The sequence below is a fragment of the Paenibacillus sp. FSL H7-0350 genome (genome assembly GCF_038593195.1).
Classification (GTDB): Bacteria; Bacillota; Bacilli; order Paenibacillales; family Paenibacillaceae; genus Paenibacillus_AQ.
Genome location: NZ_CP151972.1, coordinates 4,721,092 through 4,737,857 on the forward strand (window position 1 = coordinate 4,721,092; position 16,766 = coordinate 4,737,857).

15 protein-coding genes are annotated in these 16,766 nt (G+C 52.2%); 7 read left to right on the top strand and 8 right to left on the bottom strand.

Going from position 1 to position 16,766, the window contains the following annotated elements; genetic code table 11:
• Positions 1 to 48: 48 nt before the first annotated feature.
• A complete protein-coding gene (locus NYE24_RS21690) occupies positions 49 to 1,278 on the top strand; it encodes a Zn-dependent hydrolase (protein ID WP_342476641.1) in 1,230 nt (409 codons plus the stop codon).
• On the opposite strand, the gene NYE24_RS21695 is transcribed toward NYE24_RS21690, so the two are convergent.
• On the bottom strand, positions 1,209 to 2,201 hold the full coding sequence (locus NYE24_RS21695) for a hypothetical protein (RefSeq protein ID WP_342476642.1): 993 nt from the start codon (positions 2,199 to 2,201) through the stop codon (positions 1,209 to 1,211). The genes NYE24_RS21690 and NYE24_RS21695 overlap by 70 nt on opposite strands.
• 254 nt (positions 2,202 to 2,455) lie before the next feature.
• Between NYE24_RS21695 and NYE24_RS21700 the strand changes: the two genes are divergently transcribed.
• Positions 2,456 to 3,178: a class I SAM-dependent methyltransferase gene (locus NYE24_RS21700; protein WP_342476643.1), complete on the top strand. Its 723-nt coding sequence runs from the start codon at positions 2,456 to 2,458 to the stop codon at positions 3,176 to 3,178.
• A gap of 187 nt (positions 3,179 to 3,365) precedes the next feature.
• Here NYE24_RS21700 and NYE24_RS21705 read toward each other — a convergent pair whose 3' ends face one another.
• The 6 genes from NYE24_RS21705 to NYE24_RS21730 all read right to left on the bottom strand — a co-directional run bounded on the left by NYE24_RS21705 (position 3,366) and on the right by NYE24_RS21730 (position 10,012).
• Positions 3,366 to 4,193 carry a carbohydrate ABC transporter permease gene (locus NYE24_RS21705; protein WP_036691269.1) on the bottom strand — a complete coding sequence of 276 codons (828 nt, stop codon included), beginning with the start codon at positions 4,191 to 4,193 and terminating at the stop codon, positions 3,366 to 3,368.
• A 12-nt stretch (positions 4,194 to 4,205) separates the two neighbouring features.
• Positions 4,206 to 5,087, bottom strand: coding sequence for a sugar ABC transporter permease (locus NYE24_RS21710; protein ID WP_036691267.1), 882 nt, complete (start codon positions 5,085 to 5,087; stop codon positions 4,206 to 4,208).
• 234 nt (positions 5,088 to 5,321) lie between these two features.
• Positions 5,322 to 6,113 (bottom strand): response regulator, encoded by a 792-nt coding sequence (locus NYE24_RS21715; protein WP_342476644.1) that lies wholly within the window; start codon positions 6,111 to 6,113, stop codon positions 5,322 to 5,324.
• Positions 6,114 to 6,140: 27 nt separating this feature from the next.
• Positions 6,141 to 7,913 carry a histidine kinase gene (locus NYE24_RS21720; protein WP_341028278.1) on the bottom strand — a complete coding sequence of 591 codons (1,773 nt, stop codon included), beginning with the start codon at positions 7,911 to 7,913 and terminating at the stop codon, positions 6,141 to 6,143.
• A gap of 259 nt (positions 7,914 to 8,172) precedes the next feature.
• Positions 8,173 to 8,301: a hypothetical protein gene (locus NYE24_RS21725; RefSeq protein ID WP_342476645.1), complete on the bottom strand. Its 129-nt coding sequence runs from the start codon at positions 8,299 to 8,301 to the stop codon at positions 8,173 to 8,175.
• Positions 8,302 to 8,692: 391 nt separating this feature from the next.
• Entirely contained in the window at positions 8,693 to 10,012 is a 1,320-nt protein-coding gene (locus tag NYE24_RS21730) for an extracellular solute-binding protein (RefSeq protein ID WP_342476646.1), read from the bottom strand.
• A 310-nt stretch (positions 10,013 to 10,322) separates the two neighbouring features.
• Here NYE24_RS21730 and ald point away from each other — a divergent pair, with 310 nt between their 5' ends.
• Complete coding sequence (gene ald / locus NYE24_RS21735; RefSeq protein ID WP_076155712.1) at positions 10,323 to 11,456, top strand: alanine dehydrogenase; 1,134 nt, start codon at positions 10,323 to 10,325, stop codon at positions 11,454 to 11,456.
• Positions 11,457 to 11,750: 294 nt separating this feature from the next.
• Entirely contained in the window at positions 11,751 to 13,019 is a 1,269-nt protein-coding gene (locus NYE24_RS21740; RefSeq protein WP_342476647.1) for a helix-turn-helix domain-containing protein, read from the top strand.
• On the opposite strand, the gene NYE24_RS21745 is transcribed toward NYE24_RS21740, so the two are convergent.
• Entirely contained in the window at positions 13,020 to 13,418 is a 399-nt protein-coding gene (locus NYE24_RS21745) for a GNAT family N-acetyltransferase (RefSeq protein ID WP_036691260.1), read from the bottom strand.
• A gap of 147 nt (positions 13,419 to 13,565) precedes the next feature.
• On the opposite strand from NYE24_RS21745, the gene NYE24_RS21750 reads away from it, so the two are divergent.
• From NYE24_RS21750 to NYE24_RS21760, 3 genes are all read left to right on the top strand, one after another.
• Entirely contained in the window at positions 13,566 to 14,003 is a 438-nt protein-coding gene (locus tag NYE24_RS21750) for a copper amine oxidase N-terminal domain-containing protein (RefSeq protein WP_342476648.1), read from the top strand.
• 156 nt (positions 14,004 to 14,159) lie between these two features.
• Positions 14,160 to 15,860 (top strand): DUF4127 family protein, encoded by a 1,701-nt coding sequence (locus tag NYE24_RS21755; protein ID WP_076155690.1) that lies wholly within the window; start codon positions 14,160 to 14,162, stop codon positions 15,858 to 15,860.
• A gap of 173 nt (positions 15,861 to 16,033) precedes the next feature.
• Positions 16,034 to 16,762 carry a protein-glutamine gamma-glutamyltransferase gene (locus NYE24_RS21760; protein ID WP_076155688.1) on the top strand — a complete coding sequence of 243 codons (729 nt, stop codon included), beginning with the start codon at positions 16,034 to 16,036 and terminating at the stop codon, positions 16,760 to 16,762.
• The last annotated feature ends 4 nt before the right edge of the window (positions 16,763 to 16,766 follow it).

Here is a 16,766-nt window from a genome sequence, read left to right on the forward strand (position 1 = left end):
AAGGATAGCAATGATTCCATATCAGCGGAAACGGGGGGGAATAAGCCGATGCAGGTGAAGCAACTATTGGTGAACGGTGAGCGGCTGAAGAATACCATTGAGGCCTTTGCCGATTTCGGGCGGACAGACCATAACGGAGTTACCCGGCTATCGCTGTCGGAGCAGGATGTGCGGGTGCGCGGCTATTTCACCGCCTGCTGCGAAGAGCTGGGCATGACCGTGAAGGTGGATGATATGGGCAATATGTATGCCACTCTGGCTGGCAGTGAAGAGGGCCCCCCGATAGTGATGGGCTCACATCTGGATACCGTGAAGAAGGGCGGCAGATTCGACGGTGTACTGGGGGTGATTGCCGGCCTTGAGGTCGTGAGAACCCTGGTAGATCACGGGATTAAGCCCCGGCTGCCTGTCACGGTGATGAACTTCACCAATGAGGAAGGTGCCCGCTTCGAGCCGTCCATGATGGCCTCAGGCGTCTTATCCGGCAAGTTCGATAAGGCAGCCATGCTGGGGAAGAAGGACGCGGAGGGCGTCAGCTTCGGCGAGGCGCTGGAGGCCAGCGGCTATGCCGGCGATGCAGAGAACCGGATCAGGGAAGCGGCGGCTTATCTGGAGCTGCATATCGAGCAGGGCCCTGTGCTGGAGAAGGAGAACGTTAAGATCGGCCTTGTTGACTGTGTCGTGGGCATGGCCTGCTATGAGATTGAAGTGACCGGGGAATCGGATCATGCCGGAACTACGCCGATGGATATGCGCCGGGATGCGCTTTTTGCCGCTACGGATATTATTGCGGAGCTGCGCCGCAAGCTGTCCGTGCTGGACCCTGAGCTGGTCTATACGATGGGACGGATAAATGTGCTGCCGAACATCCATACCGTGATTCCGAACAAGGTAATCTTCACCGTGGAAGCGAGACATAAGGACATGGATGTGGTCCGGGAGGTCGAGGCGGTCATTCACGGCCTGCCAGAGGAGCTGTTGGATTGCAGCGTGTCGAAGACGAAGCTGTGGGGCCGCGACACGGTATGGTTTGATCCGGGGATCTGTGCGCTAGTGGAGCAGGCTGCGCAGAAGCTCGGTTACAGCAGCCGGAAGCTGGCGAGCGGTGCGGGGCATGATGCCCAGTTCGTGGCCGGGTTCCTGCCGTCGGCGATGATCTTTGTCCCAAGCGTGAACGGGAAAAGCCATTGCGAGGAAGAGCTCACCTCCTATGAGGATTGTGAGATGGGCGTGAATGTGGTGCTGGAGACGGTGCTGTCGGTGTTGTCTCGTGACTGAGCGGGGGATTGGATAGGCAGGTTGAAATCCAATCGATCAAACTTCCTCAAGATATCCAAATCAGAGGTAATATGATGAGTACCCCAATAATAATTACCGATGGCTTGTTCAGCGACACACCATTGTTTGCCATCCGGATGCGGGTTATTATGTTCAAATGTGGTTAATTCTTCATCAGTTGCCATTTGAATTTCTGTGGTATTGAGCAGTATGTCAATAATTGTATCCAGATTTATATCTGCAACATGTTTAAGTTCTGGATAGTGGTTGCTTTTTGGCGAACCCATAAAGTACACGGGCAATGGTAACCAAAACGGCCATGTTACAGGGTCAAATGATTTCATTTCCAACGATACCGGGTCATAATCGGGGACGCCGTTGAGTAGGATTTGACCACACAGCTTGTACTTGTCTTTTAAAGTCACTGCTTTGTGGTAGATATCACTGTTTTCGTCTGCATATTTAAGTATAAAGTCTGAAAGTCTCTTTGTTACTCCAATATCAGCTTCCGTGGCTTTCTTTGGGTCGAAATGAAACCATGGCAAATGTGCGAAATCATTGTTGCTAGGGATTCCTTGCATCCCCACCCAGCCGTCATCCAACAAATATGTACCGGAATCAAGGTAGTTGATGATACCCATAATAATTGTATCTCTTATACTGCTAACAGAATCATCTGCCGTGTCCAAATAATCCAACGCTATACATATTGTATAGGGAGAAGAATTAGGGTTCCAATTGTTGCACTCGATGTTGTAACCAAAACCGCCATCCTCATTTTGGTAACTGGACAGAACTGAAAGGAATTCCTCGCAGCTCCCGTTTTCAAATAAATACTTCCACTTTGTAAATTCAAGCGGTCTGGCATTACGGTGAATTAGTTTTCTTAATCTCAAAAACTCATCAAGTAATATTTTTTTCATAATATTTACCTCCCGATGTTATTTTGAAACGTTGGGAGTATTATACATTTTAGTATGAGCAGCTGTCGATGAGATTTGTTTTCTGTTATCTGGAGGCGCGGATGCGGCTGGAACGGGGGAGTCCGGGGTACTGGTATGAGCGGCCCGTTCTATAGATCCCAGCTATGTGGGATGGCGGTTCCGGGGCCCGGCCTTGATAATCGGTACATGACCTGTTGGGGTCATGTACCGATTATCACACCGGAGGGGATGAAATGAGAGACAGCATGAGCAAGGCAGCCAGTCCTTGGGAACAGGCCGACGGGGATCAGTATATTCAGAGCATCAGCCGCAAAATCCCCGGCTACCAGCTCCAGTATGACTTGATGGATACGCTGTTAACAGCGCGGCTGGACAAGCGGGAGAAGCCAAGGTTACTGATTGTAGGAGCAGGCGGGGGCCAGGAGATACTAAAGCTGGGCCTGAACCATCCGGCTTGGAGCTTCAGCGGCCTGGATACCTCGCAGCGTATGCTCCAGGCTGCACAGCAGCGGCTGGGGGTCGCGGGTCTGCTGGATAGAGTGGAGCTGCATCATACGGAGACCAGTACATGGAACTGCACTAGAGCGTATGATGCCGCAACCTGTATGCTGGTGTTGCATTTCTTGCAAGGGAGGACGAACAAGCTGGCGCTCCTTCGCAGCATTGCCGCGCGGCTTCAGCCGGGTGCGCCGCTCTGTCTGTCTGCCATCTGCGGGGGGCCGGGCTCTCCCGAATGGCAGATACAGATGGCAGGCTGGCGGCTGCATATGCTCGGGAACGGGATACCGGAAGAACAGTGGAAGACCTTTGAGCACTCTTTCGGAGTAACCTCCCATCCGCTCCCCGCCGCAGAAGTGGAGGAACTTCTGGAGGAGGCCGGGTTCATGACCGTATCCCGGTTCTTCGGCGCTTATCTGATTGACGGCTGGGTGGCGGTGAAGGCGCTAGAACGATAGCAACTGCACTTTGTACAATGGATTGCTGTAAAAAGGCTTCGAAATAGATTCAATTGTATTCCGTACAATCGAATATTGAAAAAAAGCCATTTTCAGCCAAATCACAACATTCCACTGTATGAAATATAATAAAATCTCATTTTACGGTCAGCAATGCGTTTTCTATTGCAGGAAATACAATCAGTTGTCACCCCTTCACCGCCGAGCTGGCCACTCCTTCAATAATGTATTTCTGGCCGAGCAGGAAAACGAGAATCATCGGGATGATCCCGGCGGTTGCTGCGGCCATCATGCCGTTGTAATCGACATTGTTCTCCAGGATGAAGTTCTGCAGCCCGAGCGGAACGGTGAACAGATCCTGGTCGATCAGGAAGACGAGCGCGTTCTCATAATCGTTCCAGTGCCAGGAGAAATCAATAATCGCCAGGGTCGCCAGCGATGGCTTGGCCATCGGCAGGATAATCCGCGAGAAGATGCGGAAATGGCCTGCGCCGTCGATGAAGGCGGCCTCGGAGATTTCATGGGGTACGGAGAGGAAGAACTGCCGCATCATGAACACGCCGAAGATGGTGAACATACCTGGCAGAATGAGCGCCCAGTGAGTGTTATAGATGCCGGCCCAGTCGAACATGATGAACTTCGGCACGAACAGCACCTGCGGAGGAACCATCATCATGGACAGGTAGACCAGGAACATTGTGTTACGCCCCTTGAACTCAATTCTGGCAAACCCATAGGCTGCCAAGGCGGACAGGGAGACGGCACCGATGGTACTCAGCACAGCGACCTTAAGGGAATTCAAATAATAAGGTACGAAGCTGCCCTGGCCGGACCAGACTTTGACATGATGACTCCAGTTGAAGTGGTCCGGAATCCACTGGATCGGATAGCGGAATACCTCTGACGGTGTTTTGAAGGAGGTGCTGATCATCCAGAGGAAGGGTACAATCATGACGATGCTGAAGAACAGCATGATTAATGTGGTGATGATTTTGATAGCGGCGGCTTTATTCATATTCTCAGCTCCTTAGTAGTGAACCCAGCGTTTCTGGCCCAGCCATTGAACAACGGTGAAGATCAGAATGATCAGGAACAGGGCCCAGGAGACTGCTGAGGCATAGCCCATCTCGTAATAGCGGAAGGCATTCTGATAGATGAACAGGGATAACACAGTGGTGCTGTTCCCGGGTCCGCCCTGCGTAATCGCCTGGATGATGCCGAACTGCTTAATCGACATGATCAGCCCGGTAATCAGCAGCAGAAAAGTAGTGGGACTCACCAGCGGCCACAGGATGCTGCGGACCGTCTGCCACGTGCGGGCACCGTCGATGGTGGCTGCCTCCAGCAGCTCGCCCGACACCTCCTGCAAGGCGGCGAGGTAGATAATCATGTTATAGCCGAGCATGAACCAGATCCAGATGATATCAATCGCATACATGGACGTGTCCATCGTGGACAGCCAGCCGGGAGGGTTCTCGATGCCCATAGAGCGGAGAATGCCGTTAATCGGCCCGTTATTCGGGTGGAACAGCAGCATCCAGACGAAGGCTACGGCTACGCCGCTGGTAATGTAGGGCATGAAGTACAGGGCGCGGAGCAGCTTTTTGAGATAGACGGAACGGTTCAGGATGGCAGCCACCAGGAACGCCAGCCCAATCGACACCGGAACAGAGAGCAGGAACAGCAGCGTGTTCTTAATGGCAATATAGAAGACCTCATCCCCCAGCATCCGCCGGATATTGGCCAGCCCGATGAACTTGGTATTAGGACTCATAAACTTGTAGTCTGTAAACATGAGATAGAACGAATACATAGCCGGTATGATAAAAAACAGTATCACGCCAATCATATTGGGCCCGATAAACAGATAGCCCAGCAGCTGCTGACGTCGCATCCAGGTTGCTTTCACAATAGCCCCACTCCTTAGGTCTTAATAAGTACATTACAAGCATAGCAAGCGTTCCCGTGAGGGTTAAGGAACAAAACCACCCACTTCATGGCACAGAAATATACAATTACACAAGCGGCAGCAGGCGCTTCGTTCTTAGTTATGTTCTATCCAGGTTCCGCCCAGCAAGAAAAGCGGCATTCCCTTGAAGGAATGCCGCTGGAGCGATACTATGATCGTAATCTGAAAGGCAGGCTACAGGCTTAAGCTATCTGGCTTCTCCCGTTGTTGATGCCGGTATTGGCTGGGCGTCTGTGCGGTCAGGCGCTTGAAAATCTTGATGAAGTAGTTATCGCTCACGAAGCCGACCCGGTTGCCGATCTCATAGACCGGCAGGTCGGAGCCGGTCAGGAGCCGGATCGCCTGATCTACCCGTACACGGTGCAGATAGTGGATGAGGGTGCGGCCGGTTTTCTTTTTGAACAGGGTGCTGACATAATTCTCGGCCATCATGACATACTGCGACATCGACTTCACGGTAATATCCTCAGCGTAGTGTTCGTGCAGATAGTGAAGGATCTTCTGGATCTCCGGGTGGCTCGTAATCTCCTCATGGGCCGGCGGGGGCGGGGGAGACTCCTTAAGCACATCCGGCTCTGCCTTGCGGTTCTTCTCCAGCTCGCCGCTGATCTTGCGCAGTGTGTCCCGGAGTGAATTCACGCTCATCGACAGCTTCAGAATATAATTGGACGCCCCGTATTCCATGGCCTGCCGCACATTCTCGAAGTCATTCATGCAGGTCAGCATGACGAAGCGGGAAGCATACCCCTCCTCACGGGTTCTGCGCAGCAGCTCGACGCCATCCATCTCCGGCATGACGATATCCGAAATCACCAGATCGGGTACATCTTCGCGGATCATCTCCAGCGCCTCAGCCCCGTTGCCCGCTTCTCCGCTGACTGTGAAGCCAAGCTCTTCCCAGGCGATAATCTCACGCACGCTTTCCCGTACAAATACCTCATCCTCCACCAGCAGTACCTTCCACATGTGTAATCCCTCCCTTAGTTATGCGCTTCAAGCCGGATGTTCGTTGCCGTAAGGTGTGGACATTAGCAGCGGGAGCGTTAAGCGGACCGTAACGCCTTCGCTGGTTGAGAGAACTTCAAGCTGCCCCTCTTCCCGGAACAACAGCCGCAGCCGCTCCTGAATGTTACTCAGTCCGATGCCCGGACGCTTGCGCGGAGCCTTGGGGCCTCCGCCCTGCTCCATGCCTACGCCGTTGTCCCGGATCTCGACAATCAGCCTGTGCTCTTCGCGGCGGACGTTCAGCTCAATGAGGCCGTGGCCGGGCAGCCTGCTGATTCCGTGGATAATGGCGTTCTCCACCAGCGGCTGAAGGCTGAGCTTCGGCACCAGAGCATAGAGAATGTCCTCGTCATACGTGAAAGTACAGTCGAATTTGTGGGCGTAACGGACCTGCTGAATATGGACATAGGCCTCAACAAGCTCAATTTCATCCTTGAGATGGATCAGATCCTTATCGGTATTCAGACTGGCCTCCAGCAGCTTGCCGAGCGACAGGGTCATGTTCGTAATATCCTCGTTATGCTCACGGATGGCGATCCATTTGATCGTATTCAGCGTGTTCAGCAGGAAGTGGGGATTCGTCTGGGCCAGCAGCATCTGAAAATGCACCGCCTCCTTCTGCCGCTCCTCCGCCTTCAGCTTCTGGATCAGCAGGTGGGTGTCGTCAAGCATCGTATTGAAGGTCCGGGTCAGCTCAAGGATCTCGCCGCTGAATTTGTGCTCCGGGAGGCGGATCTTCAGGCTTTTCTGCACCGCCGCCTTCATCTTGTTCTGCAGATGGGACAAGGGCCGCGTAATCGTCGTAGCAATCACGAAGGTCATCATCAGGAAGATGCTCGTCAGCACCAGGAACGTAATGAAGTACTGCTGCTTCAGCCCCTCGATCTCCACGAACAGCACAGACAACGGAATCCGGTTGACGATATACCAGTCCAGCGACTCCACATAGATATAATTAATCAGGGCGTTCGCGTCCTTGTCGATAAAATACTGCTGTCCCGGCTGCCCGGCAAAGCCTGCCTTCACCTTCTCGGATAGCTGGCTGCCCGGAACCGACTGGGAGATATCCTCGCCCGAGCGGGTAATCAGGAAATATTGCTGCTCCAGATCGGACTGCTTGTGAATGGAGCGCAGCCAGTACGTATAATCAATGCTGATCCGGGCCATGCCATACGGCTGGTTCCGGGCATCCTCCAGATAGGCGTATAAGGAGAGAAGGTAGGCGCTGGTCGAGACATCACGCAGCACGTAGTTGGTATCATTAGGCACCCAGTGATAGGAGCTGTTATTCATCTGCCCTCTGTCGAACCCCGGATTTCCCCGCAGATCCGAATAGACCAGTGAATCCTTAGGCTGGTAAGAGGTGTATGCGCTTTCAGATAAGTCCAGAATCATGAAGTAGACCGAAGGATTATACAGGAAGAAGCTGTTGTTCAGATTCTTGAAAATATTCTCCATCAGCCGCTTGTTCTCCAGCTCATTACGCTGTCCGGGATGGAGCAGTACGGACTTCACAGTGTCATCCTGCTTCAGGAACAGCAGCGTTTTGAAGGCAATACTGATCTGGTCCTCCAGCGTGCGGTACATCTGCTCCAGCTGATAGTGGCTCTGCTGGCTGATTTTCTTCTGGACCAGCGTCTCAATACGCTGATAGTTATAGATATTCAGTGCGCCGAACGGCAGCAGAATCAGGCACACGAACGCGGTGAACAGGCGGTATTTCAACTTCTGGGGAATCAGCACACGCAGCAGCTGTGACACAGGGAAGCACCTCCAAGCCTGACTGAACCTGCCCGGTTCGGGACGGTTGATATGCTAGATTATAGCATAATCCCTCCGCCGGATTGGCGATATTTCAAATTGCATGGATTTGTTCCAGCGGGTACGGGAGGAGGCCAGAAATGCATAGTTTTGTTCTATTCGGGCTGCTTGACAGCGGGACAAGAAAGACGGATCGGATAGTTATCCGCCCCGCCTTGTCAAGGAACCCCATGGAGTATGCAGGGGCATAAGATGGATGTCAGTTTAAACGAATGATGTTGTACTTCAGCGCAAGCAGAAGAAACACGCCAGCCAGGAAAATGACTCCCGCCGAGACTAATCCGCCTATAATGATCGTCCTGTCAAAGGGGTTGAAGCTTTTGAGCATTCCATCACTCCTCTGTAAAGATAGTCCCTCCCCCCAATTATAAACGATCTGCCAGTGTGCGCGGTAATTAGGGTTCCCGGACGCATGTGCCGCCTAGATTTGTGGACCGACGGACTCAGAGGCCGTTATATCCCTCCAGGTAACCGGAAATGAAGGGGGAAACGGTAGTTAAGCGCCTCTGAGTCCGCGTGGCCTCCAGAACAGCGCGATTCGCCCAAATTAGCGCATTCCAGTCCGCAAGAACGCGGCTGGAGCTTGCCGCATTCATTCAAGGCCTAGCCTGTTCCTGATAGGTTCAGATAAAAGAAAGAGAGGCGCCATGATTCCCATGGCAAGCCTCCTGTACGATGCATGATATCTCTCTGTTTCTTCTCTGTCTGCGCCCCTCACGCTACTTCTTCTGCTTCAAATACCCGTTATGCCGCGCTGCCATGGCCTGCACAGTCTGATCGAGCGACTGCGAGCCGAGGAAATACTTCTCATACTCCTGTGAGCGCAGGTCCATTACCTCTTGCGGCAGGCTGCGGACATAGGTTGGCGTCTTGTTGTCGAACATGACGTACATCAGGGAGTCCAGATCGTAGGAGTCACTTTTGTCGCCGATGAGGCTCTTGAGCGCATCCTCCTGCTTGGCATCCTTGGAGGCCGGGAGTCTTCCGCCCGCTGCCATCGGGGACATGCCGCCATCGGAATACCACTTCAGGAACTCCCAGGCCGCTTCCTGCTTCTTGGACTTGGCGTTAATAGAGATGTAATCGCCGAGGCCCCCGCGGGTCACGTAATCACTGGCGGATTCAGTGAGCCGGGGTACAGGAGCGAAGGCGATTTTGAAATCACGCGGGAAGTCAGTGAAGTTATTCGAGCTGCGCAGCAGCCACGCCCCGATATTGAGCATCGGCACCTCTCCGCTGAGGAACACCTGCTCCACCGGCATCTTGGAAGTTAATTGCTCGCCGAGCGGCGGTGTGGTCTTATCGTCCTGCATCATCCCGTTCAGCGTCTCAAGCCATTGTCTGACCAGCGGATGGTCGAGATTGGAGGTGCCGTCCGGCTTGGTGTAGCCCTCCTGAGAGAGCACGGAGTCGATGGGGTCCACGAAGGGCTCCATATTTTGAATAAAACCGTAGGAATTGCCGCTCTTCAGCTTCTTCGCATACTCGCGCAGCTCATTCCAGGTCCATTCCTTCGGAACGGGCAGGCCTGCCTTATCCAGTTCGTCCTTGTTCAGGGCGATGAAGAACGGGCTCTTGGTCGTCGGAACACCGTAGAACTTGCCGTCAATTTTCCAGCTCGCGGTGTCCGCGCCCATCTTCTCTTCAATGTTGTAATCGGTGAAGCTGCTGAGGTCCAGGGCCAATCCAGACTCCACCCGCTTGGCGGCATGGGAGATCGTATAGTTCACGAACAAATCCACATCCTGGCCGGTAATCATCGCCGTGTCCAGCTTCAGATTGCCGTCATCATCATTAACATAGCGTACATATTCCACCTGAATATCGGGGTGCTCCTTGTTCCAGTTGTCCACCACCTGCTGCGGACCGGATTCCGGCGGGACACCGCCCCACATTTTGAGCGTAACCGCTGTATTCTTACCTGTAGCAGAGCTTCCATTGTCCGCTGAAGATGAATTGCTGCTGTTCCCGCAGCCTGCGGCCAGGCCCATGATCAGAACGAGTGAAGTGATTCCGGCAATAACACGGCTCTTGTTCAAAAGCGACAACCTCCCTGTGTGTACTGTATAGGCTTGCAACTCAAGAATAGCAGATGGCCGGAAGCGTCAGAAGGAACAAAAAACAGGAGAATATGGAACATAACTTTACATTCTCTCCCCGGGTTATGGCTAGGGCGGGCTATAGTGCAGGGAAACGTTCTATTCCGGGAGCCGCTGAGGCATCCTAAGCCCATTGTGTAAAAACACAATCATGTCAGATCATGTTTTTCTTTTTACCCAAAATGCAGCTGAAGATCATATGTTATGATTCTTTACATAAGAGAACCCTACCTGACAGGAGCGATGAACGATGATTATTGGCGTACCGAAAGAAATCAAAAACAACGAAAACCGCGTAGCGATTACCCCTGCGGGTGTGGTGAGTCTGAGCGCAGAAGGTCATAAGGTGCTTGTAGAGGCCGGAGCGGGTGCTGGCAGTGGATTCCTTGATGAAGATTATGCCATAGCTGGTGCGGAATTGGTTGCTGAAGCTGCCGCAGTATGGGCTGCTGCTGAAATGGTAATGAAAGTGAAAGAACCGCTGAGCAGTGAATACGGCTACTTCCGCCCGGGGCTTATCCTCTTCACTTATCTGCATCTGGCTCCAGAGCCGGCCCTGGCTGCCGCCCTCAAAGACAAAGGCGTATTCGCCATCGGCTATGAGACCGTAGTGGATGGACGTACCTTGCCGCTGCTTACCCCGATGAGCGAGGTAGCTGGGCGTATGGCTGTACAGCTCGGTGCACAATTCCTGCAAAAGAACTACGGCGGACAGGGTATCCTGCTCTCCGGTGTTCCTGGCGTAAGCCGCGGCAAGGTTAGCATTATCGGCGGCGGTGTGGTAGGCACCAATGCAGCCAAGATGGCCATCGGGCTTGGCGCCGAGGTGACCATTATCGATCTGAGCGCAGACCGGCTCCGCCAGCTCGACGATATTTTCGGTGCCCAGATCAGCACCCTGATCTCCAATCCGTATAATATCGCTAAGGCTGTTGCTGAAGCGGATCTGCTGGTAGGGGCAGTGCTGATTCCGGGCGCGAAGGCGCCTAAGCTGGTAACGGAAGCAATGGTGCAGACGATGAAGCCAGGTTCTGTCATTGTCGATGTGGCGATTGACCAGGGCGGGATTGTGGAGACGATTGACCGGGTGACCACGCACGACAACCCTGTATTCGAGAAGCATGGGGTCCTGCACTATTCGGTCGCCAATATGCCGGGCGCAGTCGCCAAAACCTCGACCATTGCCCTAACCAACGTCACCGTTCCATATGCCCTGCAAATTGCTAACAAAGGCGTATTCCAGGCCATCGAAGACAATGCCGGTCTGAAGAGCGGCGTCAACGTAGCCAACGGCAAAATCACCTGCCAGGCCGTAGCCGAAGCTCTTGGGGAAGAGTACTTCACGGTTGAAGCTGCTGTAGAGCAAGAGTTCACGCTGATCTAATTTGTAGAGAAAAAAGTCGGCAGGAAAGAGTACGTCTACGCCTATTGCAGTCCGGTGAGTTATCACCGGGCTTTTTTTGTGGTGAGTGGGCTAAATGTAGTCGAAAAAGCGAACACATTCGGCGCTGCGGAGGCACGTAGGCCGAATGTAATCGGAAAACCGATCACATTCTTCATACCATGTCAGGTTTCCTCCACATTTTTTGCATCTCCCTATAGGCAACTGCCAGGTGCTGTAATATAATGTAATCACTTATATAAGCTTCGGCTATCCTTTGGGGTTGAGGTGGGAACATTGACAGAAGCAGAGCCATCATTTGACCGTTTTTTTGACAGCATGGAATCCCTGGCGGATACCCTTAGTGAATCGCTTCAGGCGCAGGTTACGATTGAGGACAGCAATCATCATGTGATTGGCTACAGCTCCCATCAGTTTGAGAGCGATGCCGCACGAATCTCCACCATTATCGGCAAAAGAGTACCGAATACCGTGATCATTGGCCTTCGCAAAAAGGGTGTGATGCACAATCTGGAGAATACCGGCCATCCGATCCGTATCCCCGCCGTGATGGAGGTCGGTCTGGGTCCCAGACTTGCCATGTGCATCCGGCACCAGCAGGAGATTCTCGGCTATATCTGGGTAGTGGACGGTGGGAATCTTACCGAAGGGCATGCGGAGCGTATCGTGGAGAAGGCTGCCGGGATTGCCGGACGTTATCTGCTGAAGCAGCGCGGCTGGAAGACGAGGCAGGAGAAGACGTTCGAGGATTTCTTTTGGAAGCTGCTGACCTCGCATTATGAGAGTGAACTGCGAATTCGCCAGGAGGCAGAGGCGGGGACGATTCTGCTGCCGGAGCGATATTATATCGGGGTGCTGGAGAGCAGCAGGCCGGTGGATGAGCATTTTTTGCAGAAATTCCGCAGGGTGATGGATACCTATAGCGGGCAGCGGCTGCTCTTTCAGACTGCCGAGCAGAACCGGCTGATTATTCTGTTCTCCTTTATATTTCCGGTAGAAGGGACGGGGCGTCTGTCTTCGTTCCTGCACAAGCTGCTAGGGGAGCTGGGCCAGAGCGAAGGCGGCAGGCTTACGGCAGGCTGCAGTCCTGAATACCGCGAATATACTTCGGCCGCCGAAGCGTACCGCGAAGCGCTGCAGATTCTGGAGATGAAGAAGCGGCTGCCTTATCATACCCGTGAGCTGCTGCTCTATGAAGAAATCGGGTTCTGGGCCTACCTTCCGGCTATTCTGGAACAGAAACGGAACCGTCCCCGCCGGAGCGCGCTGCTCTACCCTCTGAAAGAGCATGACCGTGAGCATAAGAGTGATTTCCTGAAGACTCTCGCCGTATATCTGTCGCTGAACGGGAATCTGAAGGAATCGGCCGCTTTTCTGCATATTCATACCAATACCTTAATGTACCGCCTGAACCGGATCGCCGAGATTACAGGCCGGAGCCTCAAGGAGACCGATTACCGCACCTCCATCTATCTGGATCTTCTGACCGAGGAGACCGCACAGGTAAATCTATGGTTCCAGGAGGCTGACGGTTCCAAAGAGTAGCTAAAGTTTTCGGGCAATCCGAAACGCGTTATTCGCCTGTTCAAAGCCGACCTGAGGATAGAACGTTAAAGCTTGCTCGGAAGACAAAAGCACGATGGATACTTGATCTCCTAAGGTCTGCTGAAGCAGTTCTATCAGGCTCTTACCTATATTTTTCTTCTGATAATCCTGAATCACAGCTAAATCTGATAGATAACAGCAGTAACAATAGTCCGTAATGGCCCGTGCTACTCCGACTACCCGGCCGCCATCCCAGCAGCTAATTAGGACATCGGCCTGATCAATCATTTTTCCCATACGGTCTAAATCGCTGTGAGGCCGCTTTAGCCCCGATAATCTAAACACCTCAGCCATTTGTTCAGGCAGTAATTTTTCGTTGACCTTAAATTCTAATGCCATAATGACTCTCCTTTTACATTCATTTTTATTATTCTAAGCTATAAATGAGCAAAAATGGATAAAGGATACTCTTGCATCGTCTATAACTAAGTGGAGGTTTTTATGAGAAAAATAGTGAGCGTATTTCTCAGTGTCACAGCGATCTCAATGAGCATTGGAGTGAATAGTATATTTGCTTCAGCAGCTCCCGCTGGTAGTGTAGCTAGTGTCAAATCTTCCAGAGAACATCCAAGTGTTTTTATCAATAATGAAAAATTGGATATCTACGCTAATGTTACAACTCTTGGGACAACGCTTGTTCCTATGCGGCCTATATTCGAGGCCTATGGAATGACAGTAGAATGGAATAACGCGACCAAAACAGTTACTGCGACCAAAGATGATATTATCATTCAGTTAACAAATAATTCATATGATGGGGTTGTGAACGGAAATAAAGTGGTATTAACTCAAGCTCCTTCTCTAGAACCTGATAGTAATATATTCTTTGTGAATTTAAGATTTATCTCTGAAGCACTTGGCGCACAGGTTACTTGGAATAAAACGGCTGATGATGCCTCCGTGTATATTAATTTTTCTGAATAATACTGAATGCATGTAGAGAGTCTGCCGTTCAACTGGGCAGGCTTTTTATTTTTTTTTATTTTTTAAGTTCTGGTTGTAATCCATCTGTGTAAATCACCTTATATAGTGAGGGCATCTGTTCAGCGTCTATCTGCTAACTAGAGGAGTGTGATGTAAATGAAGAAAGTGCTATATGTACCGCTCGATGATCGGCCTGTCAATTTGGATGATGTGATTGTGCTAGGGAAGTCGGCGGGGATTCATGTGATCACACCGGATGTAACGGACCTTAAGAACCGCCTGGATTCGCAAAAGACAGCATCAGGCACAACCCTGCTGACCACAGGTTCACCGGCTTATGGAGACACAGCCAAGATCCGGCAATTTATTCGGGATCATGCGGCTTCAGCGGATGGCTTCATCCTCTCGGCGGACATGCTCGCTTATGGGGGACTGATTGGAAGCCGCCGTCTGCGTACGGATGCAGGGGGTGCTTATCCCGCTTATGATGCTGCAATTACAGAACTGCTGGAAGTCATCCGTGAAGTGAAGCAAGCTTACCCGGACAAGCCAGTGTATGTAATGGATACGATTATGAGGCTGGCCACCACCTCTTTTGCGGAAGGGCTGGATTTGGCGGCCTATACCGAGTCCCGTAATTTCATGCTTCAGCCGCGCAGAAGCTTCGCGCAGTTCGATGATATTCTCAGCGGATATAACCTGTCCCAGACTGGCGCATATGGAGATACGGCTACTTTTGATAAAGAGCAGTATTACAATACCAGAGCGCATAAGTTCAAGACGAACCGCTATATTCTGGAGGTGCTGGCGCAGGAGGGCTCTATTGATTTCCTTGCAGTCGGTGTAGATGACGCCAACACTCAGGGCGTGCAGATTAACGAGATTCACTATATGGAAGCAGGCATTAATGAATGGCTGGGCGGGACTCAGGGTCAAAATCCGGACCGGGCCGTCATTCTCCCTGATGCAGACGGACTGGGACAGTCCTTACTGGCACGGATGGCGAATCAGCTCTACCGGAACGGGGCCACCACCAGATACACTGTTGAATATTTCGGACCTCATGGCTCTACCCTTACGAGTCCGTATGAATATATGAATGTGCATCAGAACATCCTGCGCCATCTGGATATTGTGGGGGGAGAGGCGGTAGGTGATGCCCGTGAGGTGGAGATTATCGCAATTACCGCTGCGGATCAGGCACTGGCTGCGGTTAACCGGATCGAAGATAACTATTCCCGTCTTGTCCCGTCGGTAGTGATTGACTGTGTCGGCGCAGGTGCAGCAGATGCAAGTATAACTGAGGCTTTGCTGGGCAGCAGGCGTACTGGCGCGCTATTTGGGTATAGCGGCTGGAATACGCCAGGGAACAAAATCGGCCTCTCACTGGGCATGGCCCAGGCCCGGTATGCTTGGGTCGTTACAGAGACCGGCGCAGCAGCGCTGGCTCTTGCGGTTAACGCTCACGGCTCACTGTTGTTCAAGCGCTTCCTGAAGGACTACTTCTACAAAAGGCTGGCGATTGGCGAAATCCGGACGTACTCCAGAGGCCATTCGCTCTATGAGAATGTTGCAACGTTTACAGATCAGAATATGCTGTTGTTCAATAGCCCGGAGGACTACGCTCATCTTCAGGCTCTGCTGAGAGAGCGGATGCAGACACACACAGCCACGCTTGCCGGGACGACCGCCTTCCTGATTGGCAGTGCTGAGCCGGCGTGCAGTATCCGGCAGATTAACGGGGGCAGTTGGGTCTTCTCGGAATATACCAGTGCCGTACTTCCATACGATGATCCCGATTATATTTGGGGCCGCGCCTTTGAGATTACTTTGAATCCTCATGTCACCTTAGATTAATAGGTGTTTCTGATCGGCAGCTCTCCGTGGATAGATTACGGGGGGCTGTTTTGTTGTAAGTATATATGTTGTAGGGGGATTCGTTGCTGAATTCATCTCCTACGCACCAATAGGAGGCCCGACACGTACAATAACCTATATTTCATGACAAGAAGACAAAAGGGGGAAGCAGAATGGGGTATGGATACGCGGCTCCTGTGGATATGGCCTTTGAGAGTAGAATGCGGGGGGAGATTATTGCGGCAGCCCGGGCAATGGATGCAGGAGGGACGGATTTCTCAACCTTCCAGAATTCCCGCTGCAATCCGAGGTATTGGACTCGTACAGGAGGTGGGGGATTTGAACTGAATGCAAATGTCACCCCTTCGGCAGCGATCAATGATATTTTTGTGAATGGACAGCTGTATGCCTTTGAATGTGCTATGGCGATGGTGATGATTCTATATAAAGCAACCATCAACATGATTGGGGAAGCGGCCTTCAACCGTTATTTCACCGGCCTGTACCTGTGGGACTGGAGCTATGACAGTAATCTGAAGCTGATTACCACGTTCAACCAGGCCGAGCTGCAGCCGGGCGATGTGGTCTATTTCAAGAATCCCGACCATGATCCGGCTAAGCCGGAATGGCAGGGGGAGAACGCCATTATGTTGTCCAGGGACAGTTACTACGGACACGGACTCGGGATCAAGAGTGCCGCGCAGATGATAACCTCGCTCAACAGGGAGCGGGTGCCGGGCAGCCGGACCTCGGCCTATCTGGCGGATGAGGGGCTTCACCCGGACTTTGACTATATTGCTTCACTGGGCAACGCGCGCCAGGGCCTGCCGGTCTCCAGCAAAGTGAATGCAAAAACCGCCATCTACTCCAGAATAGGTGCGAAATCCTATATTATCCGCTAGAGGG